Origin of the sequence: Paenibacillus sp. FSL H7-0442 (assembly GCF_038593105.1) — a bacterium.
Taxonomy (GTDB): Bacteria; Bacillota; Bacilli; order Paenibacillales; family Paenibacillaceae; genus Paenibacillus; species Paenibacillus polymyxa_D.
In genome coordinates, this window is sequence record NZ_CP151963.1 from 4,058,700 (window position 1) to 4,075,483 (window position 16,784).

17 protein-coding genes and 1 pseudogene are annotated in these 16,784 nt (G+C 45.0%); 5 read left to right on the forward strand and 13 right to left on the reverse strand.

The window, feature by feature from the left end:
* Positions 1-14: 14 nt before the first annotated feature.
* The 8 genes from MHH57_RS18005 to MHH57_RS18040 all read right to left on the reverse strand — a co-directional run bounded on the left by MHH57_RS18005 (position 15) and on the right by MHH57_RS18040 (position 7,557).
* Positions 15-815 carry a response regulator gene (locus MHH57_RS18005; RefSeq protein WP_165149581.1) on the reverse strand — a complete coding sequence of 267 codons (801 nt, stop codon included), beginning with the start codon at positions 813-815 and terminating at the stop codon, positions 15-17.
* A 2-nt stretch (positions 816-817) separates the two neighbouring features.
* Positions 818-2,584 (reverse strand): sensor histidine kinase, encoded by a 1,767-nt coding sequence (locus tag MHH57_RS18010; RefSeq protein ID WP_342434367.1) that lies wholly within the window; start codon positions 2,582-2,584, stop codon positions 818-820.
* A 239-nt stretch (positions 2,585-2,823) separates the two neighbouring features.
* Entirely contained in the window at positions 2,824-3,816 is a 993-nt protein-coding gene (locus tag MHH57_RS18015; RefSeq protein ID WP_342434368.1) for a Gfo/Idh/MocA family oxidoreductase, read from the reverse strand.
* A 168-nt stretch (positions 3,817-3,984) separates the two neighbouring features.
* Complete coding sequence (locus tag MHH57_RS18020) at positions 3,985-4,428, reverse strand: HEAT repeat domain-containing protein (RefSeq protein ID WP_029515623.1); 444 nt, start codon at positions 4,426-4,428, stop codon at positions 3,985-3,987.
* Positions 4,429-4,546: 118 nt separating this feature from the next.
* Positions 4,547-4,888 carry a cupin domain-containing protein gene (locus MHH57_RS18025; RefSeq protein ID WP_029515624.1) on the reverse strand — a complete coding sequence of 114 codons (342 nt, stop codon included), beginning with the start codon at positions 4,886-4,888 and terminating at the stop codon, positions 4,547-4,549.
* Positions 4,889-4,962: 74 nt separating this feature from the next.
* Entirely contained in the window at positions 4,963-6,201 is a 1,239-nt protein-coding gene (locus MHH57_RS18030; protein ID WP_318627507.1) for a PTS ascorbate transporter subunit IIC, read from the reverse strand.
* A 50-nt stretch (positions 6,202-6,251) separates the two neighbouring features.
* On the reverse strand, positions 6,252-6,449 hold the full coding sequence (locus tag MHH57_RS18035) for a hypothetical protein (RefSeq protein ID WP_029515626.1): 198 nt from the start codon (positions 6,447-6,449) through the stop codon (positions 6,252-6,254).
* 85 nt (positions 6,450-6,534) lie between these two features.
* Positions 6,535-7,557 carry a substrate-binding domain-containing protein gene (locus MHH57_RS18040; protein ID WP_342434369.1) on the reverse strand — a complete coding sequence of 341 codons (1,023 nt, stop codon included), beginning with the start codon at positions 7,555-7,557 and terminating at the stop codon, positions 6,535-6,537.
* A gap of 375 nt (positions 7,558-7,932) precedes the next feature.
* Between MHH57_RS18040 and MHH57_RS18045 the strand changes: the two genes are divergently transcribed.
* Positions 7,933-9,126 (forward strand): glycoside hydrolase family 5 protein, encoded by a 1,194-nt coding sequence (locus MHH57_RS18045; RefSeq protein WP_039272989.1) that lies wholly within the window; start codon positions 7,933-7,935, stop codon positions 9,124-9,126.
* A gap of 215 nt (positions 9,127-9,341) precedes the next feature.
* Entirely contained in the window at positions 9,342-9,671 is a 330-nt protein-coding gene (locus MHH57_RS18050; protein ID WP_029515629.1) for a hypothetical protein, read from the forward strand.
* A gap of 145 nt (positions 9,672-9,816) precedes the next feature.
* Here MHH57_RS18050 and MHH57_RS18055 read toward each other — a convergent pair whose 3' ends face one another.
* Positions 9,817-10,398 (reverse strand): NAD(P)H-dependent oxidoreductase, encoded by a 582-nt coding sequence (locus MHH57_RS18055; protein ID WP_029515630.1) that lies wholly within the window; start codon positions 10,396-10,398, stop codon positions 9,817-9,819.
* Between the two features lie 74 nt (positions 10,399-10,472).
* Complete coding sequence (locus MHH57_RS18060) at positions 10,473-11,057, reverse strand: TetR/AcrR family transcriptional regulator (protein ID WP_209949784.1); 585 nt, start codon at positions 11,055-11,057, stop codon at positions 10,473-10,475.
* 282 nt (positions 11,058-11,339) lie between these two features.
* Between MHH57_RS18060 and MHH57_RS18065 the strand changes: the two genes are divergently transcribed.
* A complete protein-coding gene (locus MHH57_RS18065) occupies positions 11,340-11,519 on the forward strand; it encodes a hypothetical protein (RefSeq protein WP_238437886.1) in 180 nt (59 codons plus the stop codon).
* Here MHH57_RS18065 and MHH57_RS18070 read toward each other — a convergent pair.
* Entirely contained in the window at positions 11,497-12,138 is a 642-nt protein-coding gene (locus MHH57_RS18070; RefSeq protein WP_080658569.1) for a DUF4183 domain-containing protein, read from the reverse strand. The two genes, MHH57_RS18065 and MHH57_RS18070, sit on opposite strands and share 23 nt — an antisense overlap.
* Before the next feature lie 446 nt (positions 12,139-12,584).
* On the opposite strand from MHH57_RS18070, the gene MHH57_RS18075 reads away from it, so the two are divergent.
* Complete coding sequence (locus MHH57_RS18075) at positions 12,585-12,998, forward strand: DUF4183 domain-containing protein (RefSeq protein ID WP_013311418.1); 414 nt, start codon at positions 12,585-12,587, stop codon at positions 12,996-12,998.
* A 161-nt stretch (positions 12,999-13,159) separates the two neighbouring features.
* Here the strand turns inward: MHH57_RS18075 and MHH57_RS18080 are convergent, their stop codons facing one another.
* Positions 13,160-13,897, reverse strand: a complete 738-nt coding sequence (locus tag MHH57_RS18080; RefSeq protein ID WP_342434370.1) for a cyclase family protein — start codon at positions 13,895-13,897, stop codon at positions 13,160-13,162.
* Between the two features lie 380 nt (positions 13,898-14,277).
* Here MHH57_RS18080 and MHH57_RS18085 point away from each other — a divergent pair.
* A pseudogene (locus tag MHH57_RS18085) lies at positions 14,278-15,427 on the forward strand (pectate lyase).
* Positions 15,428-15,574: 147 nt separating this feature from the next.
* On the opposite strand, the gene MHH57_RS18090 reads toward MHH57_RS18085, so the two are convergent.
* Positions 15,575-16,642 (reverse strand): ABC transporter ATP-binding protein, encoded by a 1,068-nt coding sequence (locus tag MHH57_RS18090; RefSeq protein ID WP_029515635.1) that lies wholly within the window; start codon positions 16,640-16,642, stop codon positions 15,575-15,577.
* Positions 16,643-16,784 lie beyond the last annotated feature (142 nt).

Here is a 16,784-nt window from a genome sequence, read left to right on the forward strand (position 1 = left end):
TGATCTGCCTACTGTCAGTCGATATTCTCCGGCCCTGTACGCATCTGCTGCCTGTAGCGGCTGGGACTTATCCCCTCGGTCGCTTTGAATACTTTAATAAAATATTTATCTGTTCGGTAGCCTGATCGTTCGCCGATTTGGGCAATCGTCAATTGGGTATGCAGCAGCAGCTCCTTGGCCCGTTGCATCCGCAGCCGATGCAGATATTCGCTGAAGGACAAACCACTTTGCTCCTTGAATAAAACACTAAAATAGCTCGCATTCAGGTGTGAATGCGCGGCAGTCTGCGCCATCGTAATGGATTCGTGAAGATGCTCCGCCATAAAGGTGAAGGCACGTCGTACCGGATCACTAAGGGTAGCCGCCTGGAGGTCAAGCTCTAGCAGAACAGGGTCAGCCAGCTTGTCTAGCTTCTCGTACCGCTGCCGCTCCTCTTCCAGCCGAAGCGCTTCATTGACCGCATTCAGCAGCTCTTGTTTATCAATCGGTTTGAGCAAATAATTGACGGCTCCCAGACGAAGAGCCTGCTGGACATAATCAAACTCCGCATACCCTGAGATGACAATGGTCGCTGGTCGTCGTGAATCCCGTTCCAGAGAGCGGATTAAATCCAGCCCACTGAATTCCGGCAACCGGACATCCGTAATCAACAGATGAACCGTCTCTGCACGCAGTATATTTAGTGCTTCCAAACCATTACCGAATGTCACAATCCGGTATTTCCCGGCTGCCCATTGCTCCAGTGTCTGGTGTATCCCCTGACGTGTTCGCTGTTCATCGTCTACAATGACAATGGTTTTGGATGAAACACTCATTGCTACCGCCCTCCATATTCATCAGGAATTTCAAAAGCGACCACCGTTCCTTCCTGCTCAGCACTATGTATCAGCACACCGTCCGTTGGATAAGATGCGCTGTCATAATAGAGAGCGAGCCTGCGCTGCACATTAACCAGTCCCATACCGGTTCCCTTGCTCTCGCAGGCTGCTCCCCCCATCAACGCTGTACGCACAGCTGCAAGTTCTTCCATTGTCATTCCAGGTCCGTTATCTATGACCGCGATCCTGGTCCACCCCGGTCTGGTCGAAGGAGTGACACTGATTTCAACACGGCCGTTGCCGATGCGATTTTCCACACCATGCAAAATAGCATTCTCTAGAATAGGCTGGATCAGCAGTTTAGGAAGCGGAATTCTGGCTGCCTCTGAAGGCATATGAATTTGCCAGCTCAGACGTTCACCCAGACGCATCTCCATCAGTTCCAGATAACGACGGATTTGCGCCATTTCTTCCCCGAGGGTCACCCAAGAGTCATGGTGAGCCGGTTCGATAACATAACGAAACAGCCGCGACATAGACACCATCAGCCCGGCAAGCTCCTCCTCTCCCTTCTCCTGTAGCGACCAGTTGAAAGCATCCAGCGTATTAAAAAGGAAATGCGGATTGATCTGCGCCTGCAGAGCTTTAAGCTCGGTCTGGCTTTGTAAAACCTCCTTTTCGTAAATGACATGGATCAATTCATTGATATCGACAATCATCGTATTGTACTCTGCGTTCAATTCTCGCAGCTCGACCGCTGCTGCCGGTTCTGGATTCAGAGCCAACGCCCCTTCCCGTGAACGACGCATCGCCTGAATCAAGTGACCTATCGGTCTTGTAATCAACGTAGACAACATAAAGGACATAAACAGGAAAAGCACGGCACCAAGAGACGCGGAAATGATAAGTGTAGTCCGTAAAACCGTAATTCCGTCTGTGACGACGCTAACCGGAATCAGGATCAGCAGCGACCAGCCCGTCCGCTCCGACTGCTGAACCGCCTTCACATATTCCCGCTCCCCAATATGAACCGTCTGTGTCTTGCTGTGCAGTACACCTGACAAATCCGTCTGGTTCATTGGTTCACCCGACAGCAGCTGGCCTTGACGATCTACAAGCAGCATGGTTTCATCCGCTTCTTCATTGACTGCTGACGAACCATTCAGTCCAAAATAACTTCGCTCCATACGGGTAATGAGGTACCCTCCGCGTGAGAACCAGCGATCCACCAAGCTGACCTGCCGAATTGCTAGCAGTGACCTGGGGTCCTCGGGATCAATGCCGATCCAGACCAGTCTTCCTTTCATCTGATTCGCTTCCCGGATGTCTGCCTGTCCGATACGTTCCTCCAGACTGCCCTCTCTAATCGGAAACAACATCTTCCCTTCAGCAGTATACAGTTCCAGTGAGCCGACACTCGGCATATATGCCTGATAGCTATGCATCACTTGCAGTAGGGATTGACGCTGTCCAAAATTCACCTTGCCCCCGTTGCGCTCCTCCAGCAAAATATGCTGAACAGACGGGTGATTAGCGACCTGCTCCGTCAGGCTGTCCATCTGGCCGATTAATGCATCCAGCCTGCCGCTTGCTTGTACCGCGGTCTGACCAATATGTCGCTCGGCACTGTCTTTTAACAAGTGAGACACATTGAGATAAATGAACGCTCCCGCCACACTCATCATAATGAGCATCACCAGTATAAATCCGATAAAAATCTGATTACGTAATGTGTTTAATGGTTGAAACCTTGACCTTGAACGCATATGCCTTCTCCCCCTGAATCATCGCAGAAAAGTTGATAATGATAACGCTTTCTATTTTTCCATTCTAGCGCATCGTTCCACTTTGTTGGCATATTTTTAATTGATATTAATTAAAAAAGATGACCCCCGACAAATGCAGGAGCCATCTAACAGCTAGTTAAACCGAAACTTTTTTTAAGTGCCCAAACAAAGGTATCGTTCAGGTTGCAAAGTTAGTATATTACATGGGTATCGATATCCTATTGGAGTGCAGCCAAAATGCGGTCGCACAGCTCCATCGTTTTCACGTTGTCTCGTCCACTTGAATCAGGCGTCCGTCCTTCTTGGCAGCAGTTCATGAAATGAGAAATTTCACCGACAAAACCGCGCAAGTACAAATCACGGTATCCGCCCGACATCGCGGAAGCTGATGGTGTCAGAACCGTATCATTTTCCGCAAGGGATTTCCAAGGAAGCTCTGTATGACTCTCCGACTTGTGAATGATCAGTGTATTCACCTCATCCGCGTTCGCAAAACCGTGATCAAAAGTTACCGTAATCCCTTCACTCTCGCGTGTCCATGCTGTCATACCTGCGAAGTATAGACTGCCCACTACACCATTTTCAAATTTCAAGGCAATCGTATGGGAAATACACTCACCGTTATCGTTCGCAAATCCGGTAACCTGTACCACTTCCCCGAACAAATAACGTACCAGGTCGACCATATGAACCGCCGCCAGCTTCATGAAGTCTTCGCCAGTTTTACAAAACTGGGTACTGTCCACGAGAAATTTTGCCTGAAATGAGCGTGCGGCTCCAAGCGAGCCACCCTCAATCCATTCTTTTAACTTTATGTATACAGGTGCGTAGCGCTTCATGAAACCGACCATCAGCACGACGCCTGCTGCTTCTGCCGCATCTGCAATTTGGGCCGCTTCCTCGGCATTCCAACCCAGTGGCTTGTCTACAAAGACATGTTTTCCAGCCTTAATGCAGTCTAGTACGAGCGAAGGATGATCTGCCGCTTGTGCTATCACGACAACTCCATCACAGTCTTCCTGCTCCAGCATAGCCTTGTAATTGTCATAAGGTGTGCCACTACTTCCAAACCGCTGAAGTGCTTTCTTCGATCTGCTTAAATCTCTAGTCGCAATCGCCTGAATTCCAGCACCTGCCCCAATAACAGCAGGATATATATTCGTTGAAGCGTGAAAGCCAGCCCCGATAAAACACAGCTTCGCCTTGCTCATGTTAGTCCCTCCCATGTACACACTAAAATAATCCGATCCCATCGTACCCTATTGCCGAAGTATATATACAAAAAAACCTTAACAAAGATAATCCCTTATCCTTGTTAAGGCTCTGTCTGTATCACCTGCAACCATCCTTAAAATACATACAATTACAGGGTTCAGAAATTACCTTGTGGATAATGAAGCCCATTTTTGCTCCAGCCACTGGTCAAATTCAGCGCCCTTGTCGCCTTCATAGATGTCATAAATATCGACTCTCATCTTGTGCAGCTTCTCGCGAAAATCGTTGTAGGTATGGTCGGCTGGCAAGCTTTTTTTAATCCGCACCAGAATCTTCGTCAGGCCCTTAACAAGCTCACCCTCTTTGCGCACAGGCGGCTGTACATTCTCGCCCCATTCCTGAAGTCTGCGGTAAGCGGCTTCCTGAACGGCATATACCGTATCATGATTCAAACGATGTGTCAGCAAGTCAATCGTCTGCTGGTTCTTCCATGCACCCAGATCATTTACCGCAGCTAGGCGTGTTTTCCAATCGGAGGTTCGGTTTGCAGCTACTTTAAGCTGCTCATATACTTCTGCAAATTCCTGCTGAGTTTCGTTGTTTTCCAAAATTGTCTCATCCTTTTCTAAAAATCACTATATTACTGCTCATCACGATTGCCGTTTGTTAAATATAACATACTTGCCGGTCTTCTTCTAAAAAAGATAAAAATGAAATGATCGGACGTTACAGGAAATCTGCACGTGCGGGTGTAAATGCATCTAGCAGAATGCCGCCATCCTCCAGTGGGATACAGCCATGAAGAGTATCGGATGGAAAATGGATGCTGTCTCCTTCTTTGACGGTCTGGACTTCCTTGGTTTCGCCATCATCAATCATGAACTTAAAACTTCCCTTTATTACATAAGTGACTTGTTCATGGACATGCTTATGCAACAGGATTTCCCCTGTTTGGGCTTTGGCAAACATCACTTTGACATACATAAGCTGGTCGCTGTGGGCCAGCACTTTCCGGGTGGTATTACTGTCAACGATATCAATTTGAATATCTTGGTCATTAAAAAACATGGATCATTCCTCCTCTTTTTAAGCACAATTGATTTAGATGAGTTATTTTGAAAAAATTCATAAATCGGTTTAGTTTAAAACCAGCGAAAAATAAGCCAAAGTACTCCGGAAAGGGTAGTAAAGTCGGGATCGGCGAACGTTACCCCTTCGGCACCCAAAAAAGAAAAGAGCGGCAAGGTGAGAGCTGGTAGCAGACAGAGCAAGAATCCATTAAGACAACTGGAAATAACAGCTCCTCTAAAACCACCGCTGGAATTGCCGAATATCGCGGCTGCACCACCAGCGAGGAAGCAGGCCATGATCCCTGGCACAATGACAGGCAATCCGACAAACGGGAAAAGAAAGACGCAGGCAACGCCTGTGAAGAAGCTGACCAAGAAGCCTACCAACGCGGAATTGGGTGATTTATCGAACAGTACCAGAACATCCACACCAGGGATTGCTCCAGGTGCGAACACTTGGGAGAATCCTTTGAAAGCGGGTACAATTTCAGTTGTGAACAGCTTAACACCTGCTTTTGCGATATACAAGCCGGCAGCAAAAATAGCTGACTGTTCGAGGATAAAGACGATATATTCTTTGCCATCCGATAATTTGCTGACATAATCAGAACCAGCAACCAGTCCGGATACCAGCAAAAGCACAAGCATCGTCAAGGTCGTTGCAACATTGGGGTCGCGCAAAAAACTGATGCGGTCATTAATTTTTACATTTTCGGTGTCATTTTCACGGTTGCCGAACACTTTCCCTAAATAGGTGCCCAGAATGTAAGAGGTCATGGAAGCATGAGCAATCGTATAATCATCCGATTTAATAATGTTTTTGCTGGCATTTCGGAGTAGGTAAGGAAACACCGCCATATAGCTCCCAATGATCAATGAACCGACGATGATCGTAGTCAGCGAACTGAGACCTAGACCTTTCATAACGGCTGTAGCGGCAAAGCTCATAAACAAAATCAAGTGAAGAGACAAATAAATGTACTTGAACTTGGTCAGACGTGCAAGCACGATGTTAAGGATCATGGAAAAGAGCAGAATGAGCGCAGCATCCGCCCCGATCTGATCAATGGTCAGTGCCATAATGGCTTCATTGCTGGGTACGACACCTTTAAGGTTGAACGCATAAGAAAAAATTTGGCTGAAGTTAGTGAGAACGCCTCCTAAAATGCCGCCGCCGACCTTGATCATGGTGAAGCCCATGAAAGAAAGGGTAGTTCCCGTAATGATTTCTGATACTTTCTTCCTCTGGAATATAAGGCCGAGTAATGTCACAATCGCGATAATGATGGATGGCTCCCTGATAATGCTCATAAACATTTCCATAGTGATCTCCGACTTTCTTTTATTATTTTCCATTCTTACTAAATCGATTTAGTAATACTCGAAAAAAATTTCCCTTCCGGGAATGTAAAAAGAAGCAGAATCATTTCCTTGTGAATTAAATCACAAATTACTCCATACATTATTCGCTTAAGCTCCATTCCTCCCCTCTCTTCAATCACCATCATCACTAAATTCAGGACAACCATAAATGAAAGGGTATTCATGACTCGAATCATAAGATCATTATAGCTCTTTATTTTCTTTTTACAATAGAATTCATAAAAACGTTTTCAAAAAAAAGAAAAGGACTTATTCAAACATTCAGTTCAGCTTTAGGACCGATTCTCTGTGGTTGATGACCGGATTCATACGGATGATTTCTGACAGCTCCTCATGATCCTGTTCTTTTTGATCAATTTTCTCCAGCAGTAGCCGGGCACTCCTTTTCCCCATTTCAAAACTCGGCTGGGAAACGGTTGTGATCGGCGGATTATAAAAAGACGCAAAGGATACATCATCTATGCCAATCAAGGAAAAGTCATTAGGTATGGTCAGATGATTATTTTTGGCAAAGATCAGCACCTGCTCCAAAATCATGTCATTCGTAGCAATGATTGCGGTGGGCGGGTTCTCCATGTGGAATAGTTGTCCAATCAGATTAGGCATTTCATCCAACCTGCCGCTTTTGATATAGTTTTCATTCACGGGTATGTCATGTTTACCCAGCGTATTTCGGTAACCTGACAGTCGCTCACTTCGTGTGGTGATCGCTTTTTTGCCTAAGGGGAACGTGATAATCCCAATGTTGTTATGACCATGCTCAATGAGTGCTTCAACCGCAAGCTCGCTGGCCTTTTCATTATTCAATAGCACCGTATCTACGCTGATTTCATCGATTTTTCGGTCCACAAACACGAAGGGATAGCCATTCTTGGCAAGGGAAACATATAATTTCTTGTTCTCTTCCGTCGGGAAAATGATAAGTCCATCCACTTGCCGAGCAATCATCGACTGGACATACTTTTTCTCTTTGAGCGAATCATCATCGGTATTGCAGACAATGACCTGGACATTTTCCAGTTGGCATTCATCTTCAATGGCACGCACGACTTCTGTTGTAAATCTCGATAAAATGGTTGAAGAAATAACCCCCACAATGAAGGTCTTCTTCTGCTTGAGACTACGTGCCACCTCATTGGGTATATAACTGAGATCCTCAATCGCTTGCTCGATCTTCTTCTTGGTGTTTTCACTCATATAGTTGTATCTCTTTTGTAGAAACTGCGAAACTGTACTCTTCGACACCCCGGCACGTTCTGCCACTTCCTTCATCGTTGCTACCATAATTACCCTCCTTTCTTTTTTGCATGTCATGCGTGCTAATTTTCAAATATATATTCTGCAACCTGTATGTAAAGTGAATTTCACTTTATTATATACCTTCTTTTACAGCAGGAAAATATAATAAATAAAGAGTTAGAGCGTGCCTCTACCTCATATACAAGCGCGGCCAAAAATACGGGGTGGAAACTCCTTCACGAATCTTTTACAAGAGGAACTTTCCTACTTAGCTTGATAATCCGTTGTTATAAATCTATTGATTTCGAACGAAATCTTAGAAATACACGAATTTTATGAACTTGTTTGATGGAAGATTTGAACATAAAATAAAAATGTAATCGATTACAAATTATTTTAAATAAAGGAGGAAGCAGAATTATGAAGAAAAAAGGATTAAAAAAAACATTTTTCGTCATTGCCTCCCTCGTAATGGGCTTCACACTGTATGGCTATACACCAGCTTCTGCAGATGCAGCCAGTGTGAAAGGATATTATCACACCCAAGGAAACAAGATTGTAGACGAATCCGGGAAAGAAGCGGCATTTAACGGCCTGAACTGGTTCGGTCTGGAAACTCCTAATTACACCTTGCATGGACTGTGGAGTCGCTCAATGGACGACATGCTGGATCAGGTGAAGAAAGAAGGCTACAATCTGATTCGTCTGCCTTACAGCAATCAGTTATTCGATTCCAGTTCCCGTCCAGACAGTATTGATTATCACAAAAACCCTGATCTAGTCGGGTTAACTCCGATTCAAATTATGGACAAGCTGATCGAAAAAGCTGGACAACGCGGTATTCAGATTATCCTTGACCGTCACCGTCCAAGCTCAGGCGGGCAATCCGAGCTGTGGTACACATCCCAGTACCCTGAGTCTCGCTGGATTAGTGACTGGAAAATGTTGGCTGATCGTTACAAAAACAACCCCACCGTCATTGGTGCGGATTTGCATAACGAGCCACACGGTCAAGCAAGCTGGGGTACAGGCAATGCCTCCACAGACTGGCGTCTGGCGGCACAACGTGCAGGGAATGCGATTCTGTCCGTAAATCCGAATTGGCTGATTCTCGTAGAAGGTGTAGACCACAATGTACAAGGCAACAATAGCCAATACTGGTGGGGTGGCAACCTGACAGGTGTAGCCAACTATCCTGTCGTTCTGGACGTACCGAACCGTGTCGTATATTCTCCACATGATTACGGCCCCGGTGTTTCTTCGCAGCCATGGTTCAACGACCCGGCCTTCCCGTCCAACCTGCCAGCGATCTGGGATCAAACCTGGGGCTACATCAGCAAGCAAAACATAGCTCCGGTACTGGTCGGTGAATTCGGCGGTCGTAATGTTGATTTGTCTACTCCTGAGGGGAAATGGCAAAATGCACTCGTAGACTATATTGGTGCCAACAACCTGTACTTTACGTACTGGTCCCTGAATCCGAATAGCGGCGACACAGGCGGTCTGCTGCTGGATGACTGGACTACCTGGAATCGTCCGAAGCAAGATATGCTGGGTCGAATTATGAAGCCTGTTGTTTCCGTAGCCCAGCAAGCGGAAGCAGCAGCCGAATAGGCACAGGCCTTCAACTTCACTTAATTAAAAAAGCCGATTTCCCTCCTTCAGGCCAGATTATGCTGGGCTATGAAGATGTGGAGAAACGGCTTTTTTTGTTCTTCCAGTTTTACACATTGTAAATTCCCCATTGAATGGGTCATTTTGTAAACTAAATCTCTCTTTCAACCGATAAATACATATGTTGGATTTTAATTTAGAAAGGAAGTATTCATGTGATTATTTGGAAGGGTTTTGGTATTTTAAATATTATTATTCCAGGGATTTTATTTGTTATTGTCGGTAGTTTAGTATCCGCTCTAGGGCTTGACTCCATAGATTCCCGGCTGCCAATGGCTTTTGTGTTCATTGTGTCGGGAGTTATTATCTGGTATTTGGGGAAAGCACTCAACTCCGACTCGGACAAAGTGCTAGTTGATATGGAAACGGGACAACGCTATCGAATGGGAACCCAGCACAGTCTGTTTTTTATCCCTATGCATTATTGGGGCCCTGCAGGTCTAGCGATCGGATTTATTTTAATCGTTGCATCGATATTTATTTAACGTTGATTGCAAACATAAGCTATTCCGAACACCGCAATGCGAGCTAGTTGCTCCCATTGCGGTCTTTTTCCTTCTCGCAGGTCGATTATGCTCAGATACCGCTATGGTTTACCTGTAGGCCAATGGGTTTGGGTCAGGGGAACACCTAGCTCATGCTTCGACCTAGCTGCTCCACCTTGCTCAGCCAATCGTTGCGCTGCTGATCCGATAACTTATTCATAAGATCAATGGTCGTAGAACGCACTGGTTTGACACCACATAGATGCAGCGTGGAATCCTTCATCATCCGATGCCCAGGCTGTCCCTGGAAAAATCGGTAGTACCAGTGCGGACCGTCCATCGTTGTAATGAGGCGAGCTGTTCTTCCTTTTAGAAGCTTGTCAGGCAAGGATTTTCCTTTTTGATACTTAAACGCAAACCCCGGCATAATGGTACGGTCAATGAAGCCTTTCATTAATGCAGGCAAGCTGCCCCACCAGATTGGAAAGACAAAAACAAGATGTTCTGCCCATTTAATCGACTCCTGTGCTTGGATCAAATCAGGTTCCAGCGGCAATTTATTACGATATCCACCTAATAGATTTGGGTTAAAATCCAACGCGGATAACTGCAACAAACGAACCTCTGCTCCTGCAGCCTTCGCTCCTTTTACATAGGATTGAGCCAACGCTTCTCCATAACTGCCAGCGACTGGATTCCCTTGAATCACCAATATTTTTTTAGACATATAAGCCACTTCCTATCTTCACATTATGATTTTAGTTAGAAAACACTAACTTTATATTTAAAAAGAAAAGGTCACTACTGACCTTTACTTAATAAAGCTGTTAAACGTTGTTTGACCTCTGTTGCAAATGGAACCAACTGCTGTGGAAGTTCACCTTCCAGGCTGGATACGGACAAGCGTGTAATAGCTCCAATGATGAGCACACCGGATAGCTTAGCATCCTGCTTCGGCAGTTCACCTTGTTGAATCCCCTGTTCGATGAATTCAGTCAACGCCTCCAGCGGCTGACGCACATTCTGGCTCTGGCTTGCTTCAACATACAGCTCATGATGCTGTGATAGTAGAAGCAAACCATACTGGTCCTCATCATGCATATTCAGCACTTCATCCACCAGTTGATGGAAACGACTAACGAAGTTCCCACTCTGCTTGCGATAGAAGTCAATTAAGGTGGTGTAGCTATTGCAATACTGCCCAAATACTTCCAAGGCCATCGCATCTTTACTCTTAAAATGCTTATAAATCGCGGCATCCGTCACACCGGCAGCCTCTCCAATTTCTTTGACTGAAATCCCGTCAATTCCTTTGGTTGCAAATAAGCACATCGCTGCCTGCAGAATATCTTTCTTTTTGCTGTCTATATGTGTTTTCTTGTTCATAAAATTATAGTAAGTGATAACTAACTAAAATGCAAATTATATTTTTATGCAGGCTCATTCTGTCTTCATACTTTCATTTGATATATATTGTATTAAACCTAAATACCATGTTTTTATAAGTGAATGATCATAAATACAATTAATGATACGTGTATCGCCACATTTTATTCATATAAAATAGATATGTAATCGAATAAAACGGGCGCTCGGGCAGGCGGGACTCATTATGCTTAAGGTGCATGCAGTCACCCAGCAGGGAAAAGACTCAGGCAGTCTTGGCATATGAGCGACGAGCACATTTCCCCGCTGCAAAAAGTCGTGCACGCCATCCATAACCAAAGCTCCAAGGCCGGTCTTCAGCTTTGGCATGTCGGACGCAAAGGCTCGTTGCCCCAAAAACAGCTGTATCTGCCTCTGGGTTGCCTCACCGCGAACAGTATCATCCACTGGCTCGCACACTAAATTGAACAATTTCCACAATAATAGGTGTGCCGGAGGAAATTGCCTCCCCTTCGTTAAGGCGAATCGTCAGCGATTCAGGTGTCAGTCTATACAATGTGCTTTCTTGTATCATTCCATTAATGTATAGATTGGCATAACTGTTGCTTCCGACATTAAACCGCTGAAAGGGCTCCTGTACACCATCTACAGAAAATTGATCCGCCATAATCGTGATTGAAGACTCAATTGTAGCAGGTGCAAAATAAAAATATCGCTCGGCTATGGGTATAATTTCAATATTTGAAATGTCAGCTGCCGGACCGGTTGGGCCTGTTATTCCTTGGGCTCCGGTTGGGCCCGCTATGCCCTGTGCTCCAGTAGGGCCGGGTGCACCTGTTGCACCTGAACTACCTTGGACGCCAGCCGGACCTGGCGCTCCCCGTGTTCCTGCTGGACCCTGTATTCCTGGTATTCCTTGGACTCCCGGTGTTCCCGCAGTTCCCGGTATGCCTTGTGCTCCTGCTAAACCTGGAATACCTTGTACCCCTGTTAACCCGGCTTCGCCTTGCTTCCCTGTCAAACCAGGAATACCCTGTGCTCCTGCCGAACCTGGAACACCCGGCTTTCCCGTCTTGCCCATTCTCCGCCTCCGCTTGGTAGGAGCATTTCTACATCTCCGTTGCATGATTAGCTTTGGATGCTTTTTGGCATGGAACCCCGTTTTTGTTCTACCTTTGAGTGAATAACTTGTTTTACACTTTTTACGTTTGTTGATCTTGCAATGTACGGTTCTTTTTCCTTGCCTTCTTAGTGATGAATCGCGTCTCCTCATACCAGTCGTATACACCTCCTTCTCACATGCTTATTTATGTATTGTATGCATATCCCTCTTTAGGGTTTTAGGCATTTGTAGGATGCCGATTCCAAGTATTCGCTTCCATCTGTATTTGTAGCAAAATAGGCCTTCTCCATTCACCCTATTATTAATAGAAAGGTTAATATGCCGTTTCCGAATAGGTTGAGAAATCATTTATTGATTAAGAGCCACCGAATGGCTCATACCAGTAAAGAAAGGAGATGAAAACTATGCCCATCATAAAACCTGTGTACACAGCAGTAGCTACTGCTCCCGTAGCAACTGGTGGTGCCATAAGCACGACTGTAACCCCAGCCGTGACTCGTTTTTTTGCAACAATTACAGCCGGGATGATCGGAGCAACAACAACAACTATTCCTGCTGCAAGCTTCGTAGATGACGCCGACGCTCCAGTAGTTGCTTTACCAACATTAACGGCTACTGATTCTGCTAATTATTATATTAATGGAGTTATTCAGCAGAGTTCCTTATTCACCCTGACCACGGCAAGTCTGGTCATTGCCTCTGTAGATATTACACCAGGTGTCCCCGCTGTCATAGAAATATCTGATTTTAGCGGCACAACCTCCACCATATCAACTCAGCCCACCATCTCTGCCCCTACCGTAACAATTATCACTTAAGACGTTTCATCCTTTTGATTCAAGATGGACTGAACGGTCATTCACACTGTACATTACCCCGTATAAGCTAGAAAAGACCGATTCAGATGTCGATATCTGAATCGGTCTTTTAAGCTCAAGATGAATATACAATCGTTTTCAAATGACTGGGTACTGTATGATTAAGGCAAAATAGCAAAGGAGCGCACTGGAAATCCGGGGGAATCTTGAATGCTCGGAACGATATTATATATGACCGCGCCCGTCGGGGGCAACTTGTCCAAATTTGTCAGCATCTCAACTTGATACCGATCCTGCTCCAATATGTAATATTCCCCTACCAGCTTGCCAGCTTTGCGATAAGCTACAGAAGAATCCGTATCTAGCGTTTCATGTCCAATGGCAGCCACATTCCGTTCTTCTACCAAAAAGCGTAGCGCCTCTAGCGACCAGCCCGGACAGTGTGCATCTCCGGCGTCATCCTTGTTCGAGAAGGCATCTGAATCAGGCCAACGTTTGCTCCAATCACTGCGAAAAGCGACAAAGGACTGATCAGCAATGCGTCCATGCTCTTTCTCAAAGTCCAAAATATCCGCAACCGTAAGTTCATAGTCAGAATTAGCTGCAACGGCTGCTGAACGGTCAATGACAACGAGCGGCAAAACCAGCTCCTTCAATGAAAGCTCATGCAAGTAACGTTTGCCCTTCACAAAATGAACGGGTGCGTCAATGTGAGTCCCATACTGACCTGGAAAGCAGTATTGTTTTACAAAAAAGCCATCGTCGTGGGTAAACAGGGTATCCACCTGAACATTATCGAATACTGGAAAATGAGGGATTTCAGGATAAAAAGCGTGGGACAAATCTACCCAGTCTTTTTGCTTCAACAACTTCAAGATATCTGCTAAATGCTCTGCCATGATGCCCATTCCTCCTCAGCTTTATTACAAGCCATTTTACCTGAGGATTCTGCAAAAATCTATAAATCGACCTTCCAGAATGTATAGATTGAAATCGTTAACATTTTGAGAAAAAACACAAAAACAATTCCATATATTCATATATACATTTCCTATTCCGTGTGATTGTTAACGTTTTCATTATTACATATACGTCTTGATTGGAAAAAGTAAGGGTCTATTGAATTATATAAAAAATTCGACAAAAATTTTAGTATGTAACTTTTATTATATTAACAAATACTGGAACACGAAGTATGATAGAAAATGTAGAAACCACAGGAGCACCCGGGACTCCCTTCGTTTGTCTACTCTATTCATCCAATATACGGAGGTATTTTATGAAAAAGAGATTTTCACTCGGAATTGCAGCAGCTCTGCTATTCACTACCCTGTCCCCTCTTGGTTCACCTGCTCATGCAGCCAGCGATATTGGTAAAGAAACGCTTGGTAACAAAAACGGTTGGGCAGCCTTTTCTACAGGCACAACAGGCGGAGCTGCAGCCTCTTCTTCTAATATTTTCACCGTAACGAATCGCAAGCAATTAGTCGATGCTTTGGGCAAAAACAGCAATAGTACGCCTAAAATCATTTATGTCAAAGGCACGGTCAACGCCAACGTCGATGACAATAACAAGCCGTTGGGATTGAACGATTACAAGGACTCTAAATATGATTTTGACGCCTACCTCAAAGCTTATGACCCATCCACTTGGGGTAAAAAGGCTCCGTCCGGCACATTGGAAAAGGCACGTGAGGCTTCACAAAAAAATCAGGCCAGTCGTGTCGTCATTGAGATTCCTTCTAATACAACGATTGTCGGTCAGGGTAGCAATGCCGTCATTAACGGCGCGAACCTTCAACTAAAAAAAGGGACAGATAATGTCATTATCCGTAATATTGAGTTCCAGGATGCCTACGATTATTTTCCTCAATGGGACCCAACGGACGGCAGCACAGGCAATTGGAATTCGGAATATGACAGCATTACAATTAACGGCGCCACACATGTATGGGTAGACCACAATACCTTCAATGATGGATCTCACCCAGATAGCCAAAACGGCTCCTTTTACGGTCAAGAATACCAGCATCATGATGGGCTTCTCGATGTGATTAACCAGGGCGATCTGGTTACGGTTTCTTACAATCATTTTTACGATCATGATAAATCATCGATTATTGGCAACAGCGACAGTAAAACAGCAGATGAAGGGACTTTACGTGTAACCCTGCATCACAATTATTATGAAAACACGGTACAACGCACACCACGCGTGCGGTATGGACAAGTCCATCTGTACAACAATTACTATACAGGTGATGTAAAACGCTCCGAATATCCTTCACTGTATACAAGCTGTTAATGCAGGCTCCAGCGCGGGTCTTAGCTCCTCTGTAGGCTGGAAACCATCGCTGAACGATAAAATTTCCCCATCCGCCAGTGTGAAGGCAGAAGTCACTTCCCAAGCTGGCTCTGGTAAGCTGTAAACACTGCCCGTTAACACAAATAACCGCAGACGCATACAACCTGCGATTTTACACCAAAAAGGCTGTTTCCTCCGTAGAATGATTCCACACGGAGAGAACAGCCCTTTTTTTATTTTTCATTTGTTTAATTACAAATTATAGCGCACATTAACTGCCGTATTGTTCTACCAAAACCGGCTTTTCAAATGCGTTATCCAGCTTGCGAAGCTTAGCCTTTACCGCATCTGGCGGCTCAACCGCTGGCGCATCTGGATGCAGCAACCATGATTTCACAAAGTGCGTATCGGATAATTGAAAGAGTGGAGGCTCTTTCTCAAAGTCAATTTTCATAGCATAAGAACTGCGAGCTGCAAAAGCATCCCCTACAGGTGGGTGAAGCAGATCCGGAGGTGTTCCCGGAATAGCTGCCAGCTTCTGACCATGGCTGTCCAAACTTGGCATAGAGGCGAGAAGGCCCCATGTATATGGATGTTTCGGGTTGTAGAAAATTTCATTAACCGTACCTGTTTCCACGATTTGTCCTGCGTACATAACAGCAACGCGATCAGCCATCTTCGCCACAACACCGAGGTCATGAGTAATAAAGATGATGGAAGTATCAATCTTTTTCTGAAGATCTTTCATCAGTTCCAAAATTTGAGCTTGAATCGTTACGTCCAACGCAGTCGTCGGCTCATCGGCAATCAGAAGTTTCGGATTAGCAGCCAATGCCATCGCAATGACGACACGTTGACGCATACCGCCACTAAATTCATGCGGATATTGGTTAAAACGCTGTTCTGGATGTGGAATACCTACTAGATTCAGCAACTCAATACCCCGCTTGCGAGCAGCATCCTTGGATATTTTTTCATGCTTGAAAAGCACTTCCGTAATCTGCTTGCCCACTTTCATCGTCGGGTTAAGCGAAGTCATTGGGTCCTGAGAAATCAGGCCAATTTCCTTACCACGAATTTTTTGCATCTGCTTTTCCGTTTTATTAATCAGCTCTTGTCCGTCAAACATAATTTGACCCTTTTGATAAATGCCCGGAGGGGTCGGAATCAACTTCATAACAGCTTGTGAGGTTACGCTTTTACCTGAGCCGGATTCGCCCACAATCGCCAGCGTCTCTCCTTTATTGACATGAAAGTTTACGCCACGAATGGCCTGCACTAGTCCCTGGCGGGTCTTGAAAGATATCGTTAAGTCCTTCACTTCCAAAAGGCGGTTCATCTCATCACTCTTTCATTTATTATTCATCACTATTATTGACCACTATCTAAAAAAACGACGTCCATGAGTCAAGGTATATACGATTAATTTTACTCAGTTTAGTACCTACCAGTCAAGCTATATCTCAAATATCACCGAAAAA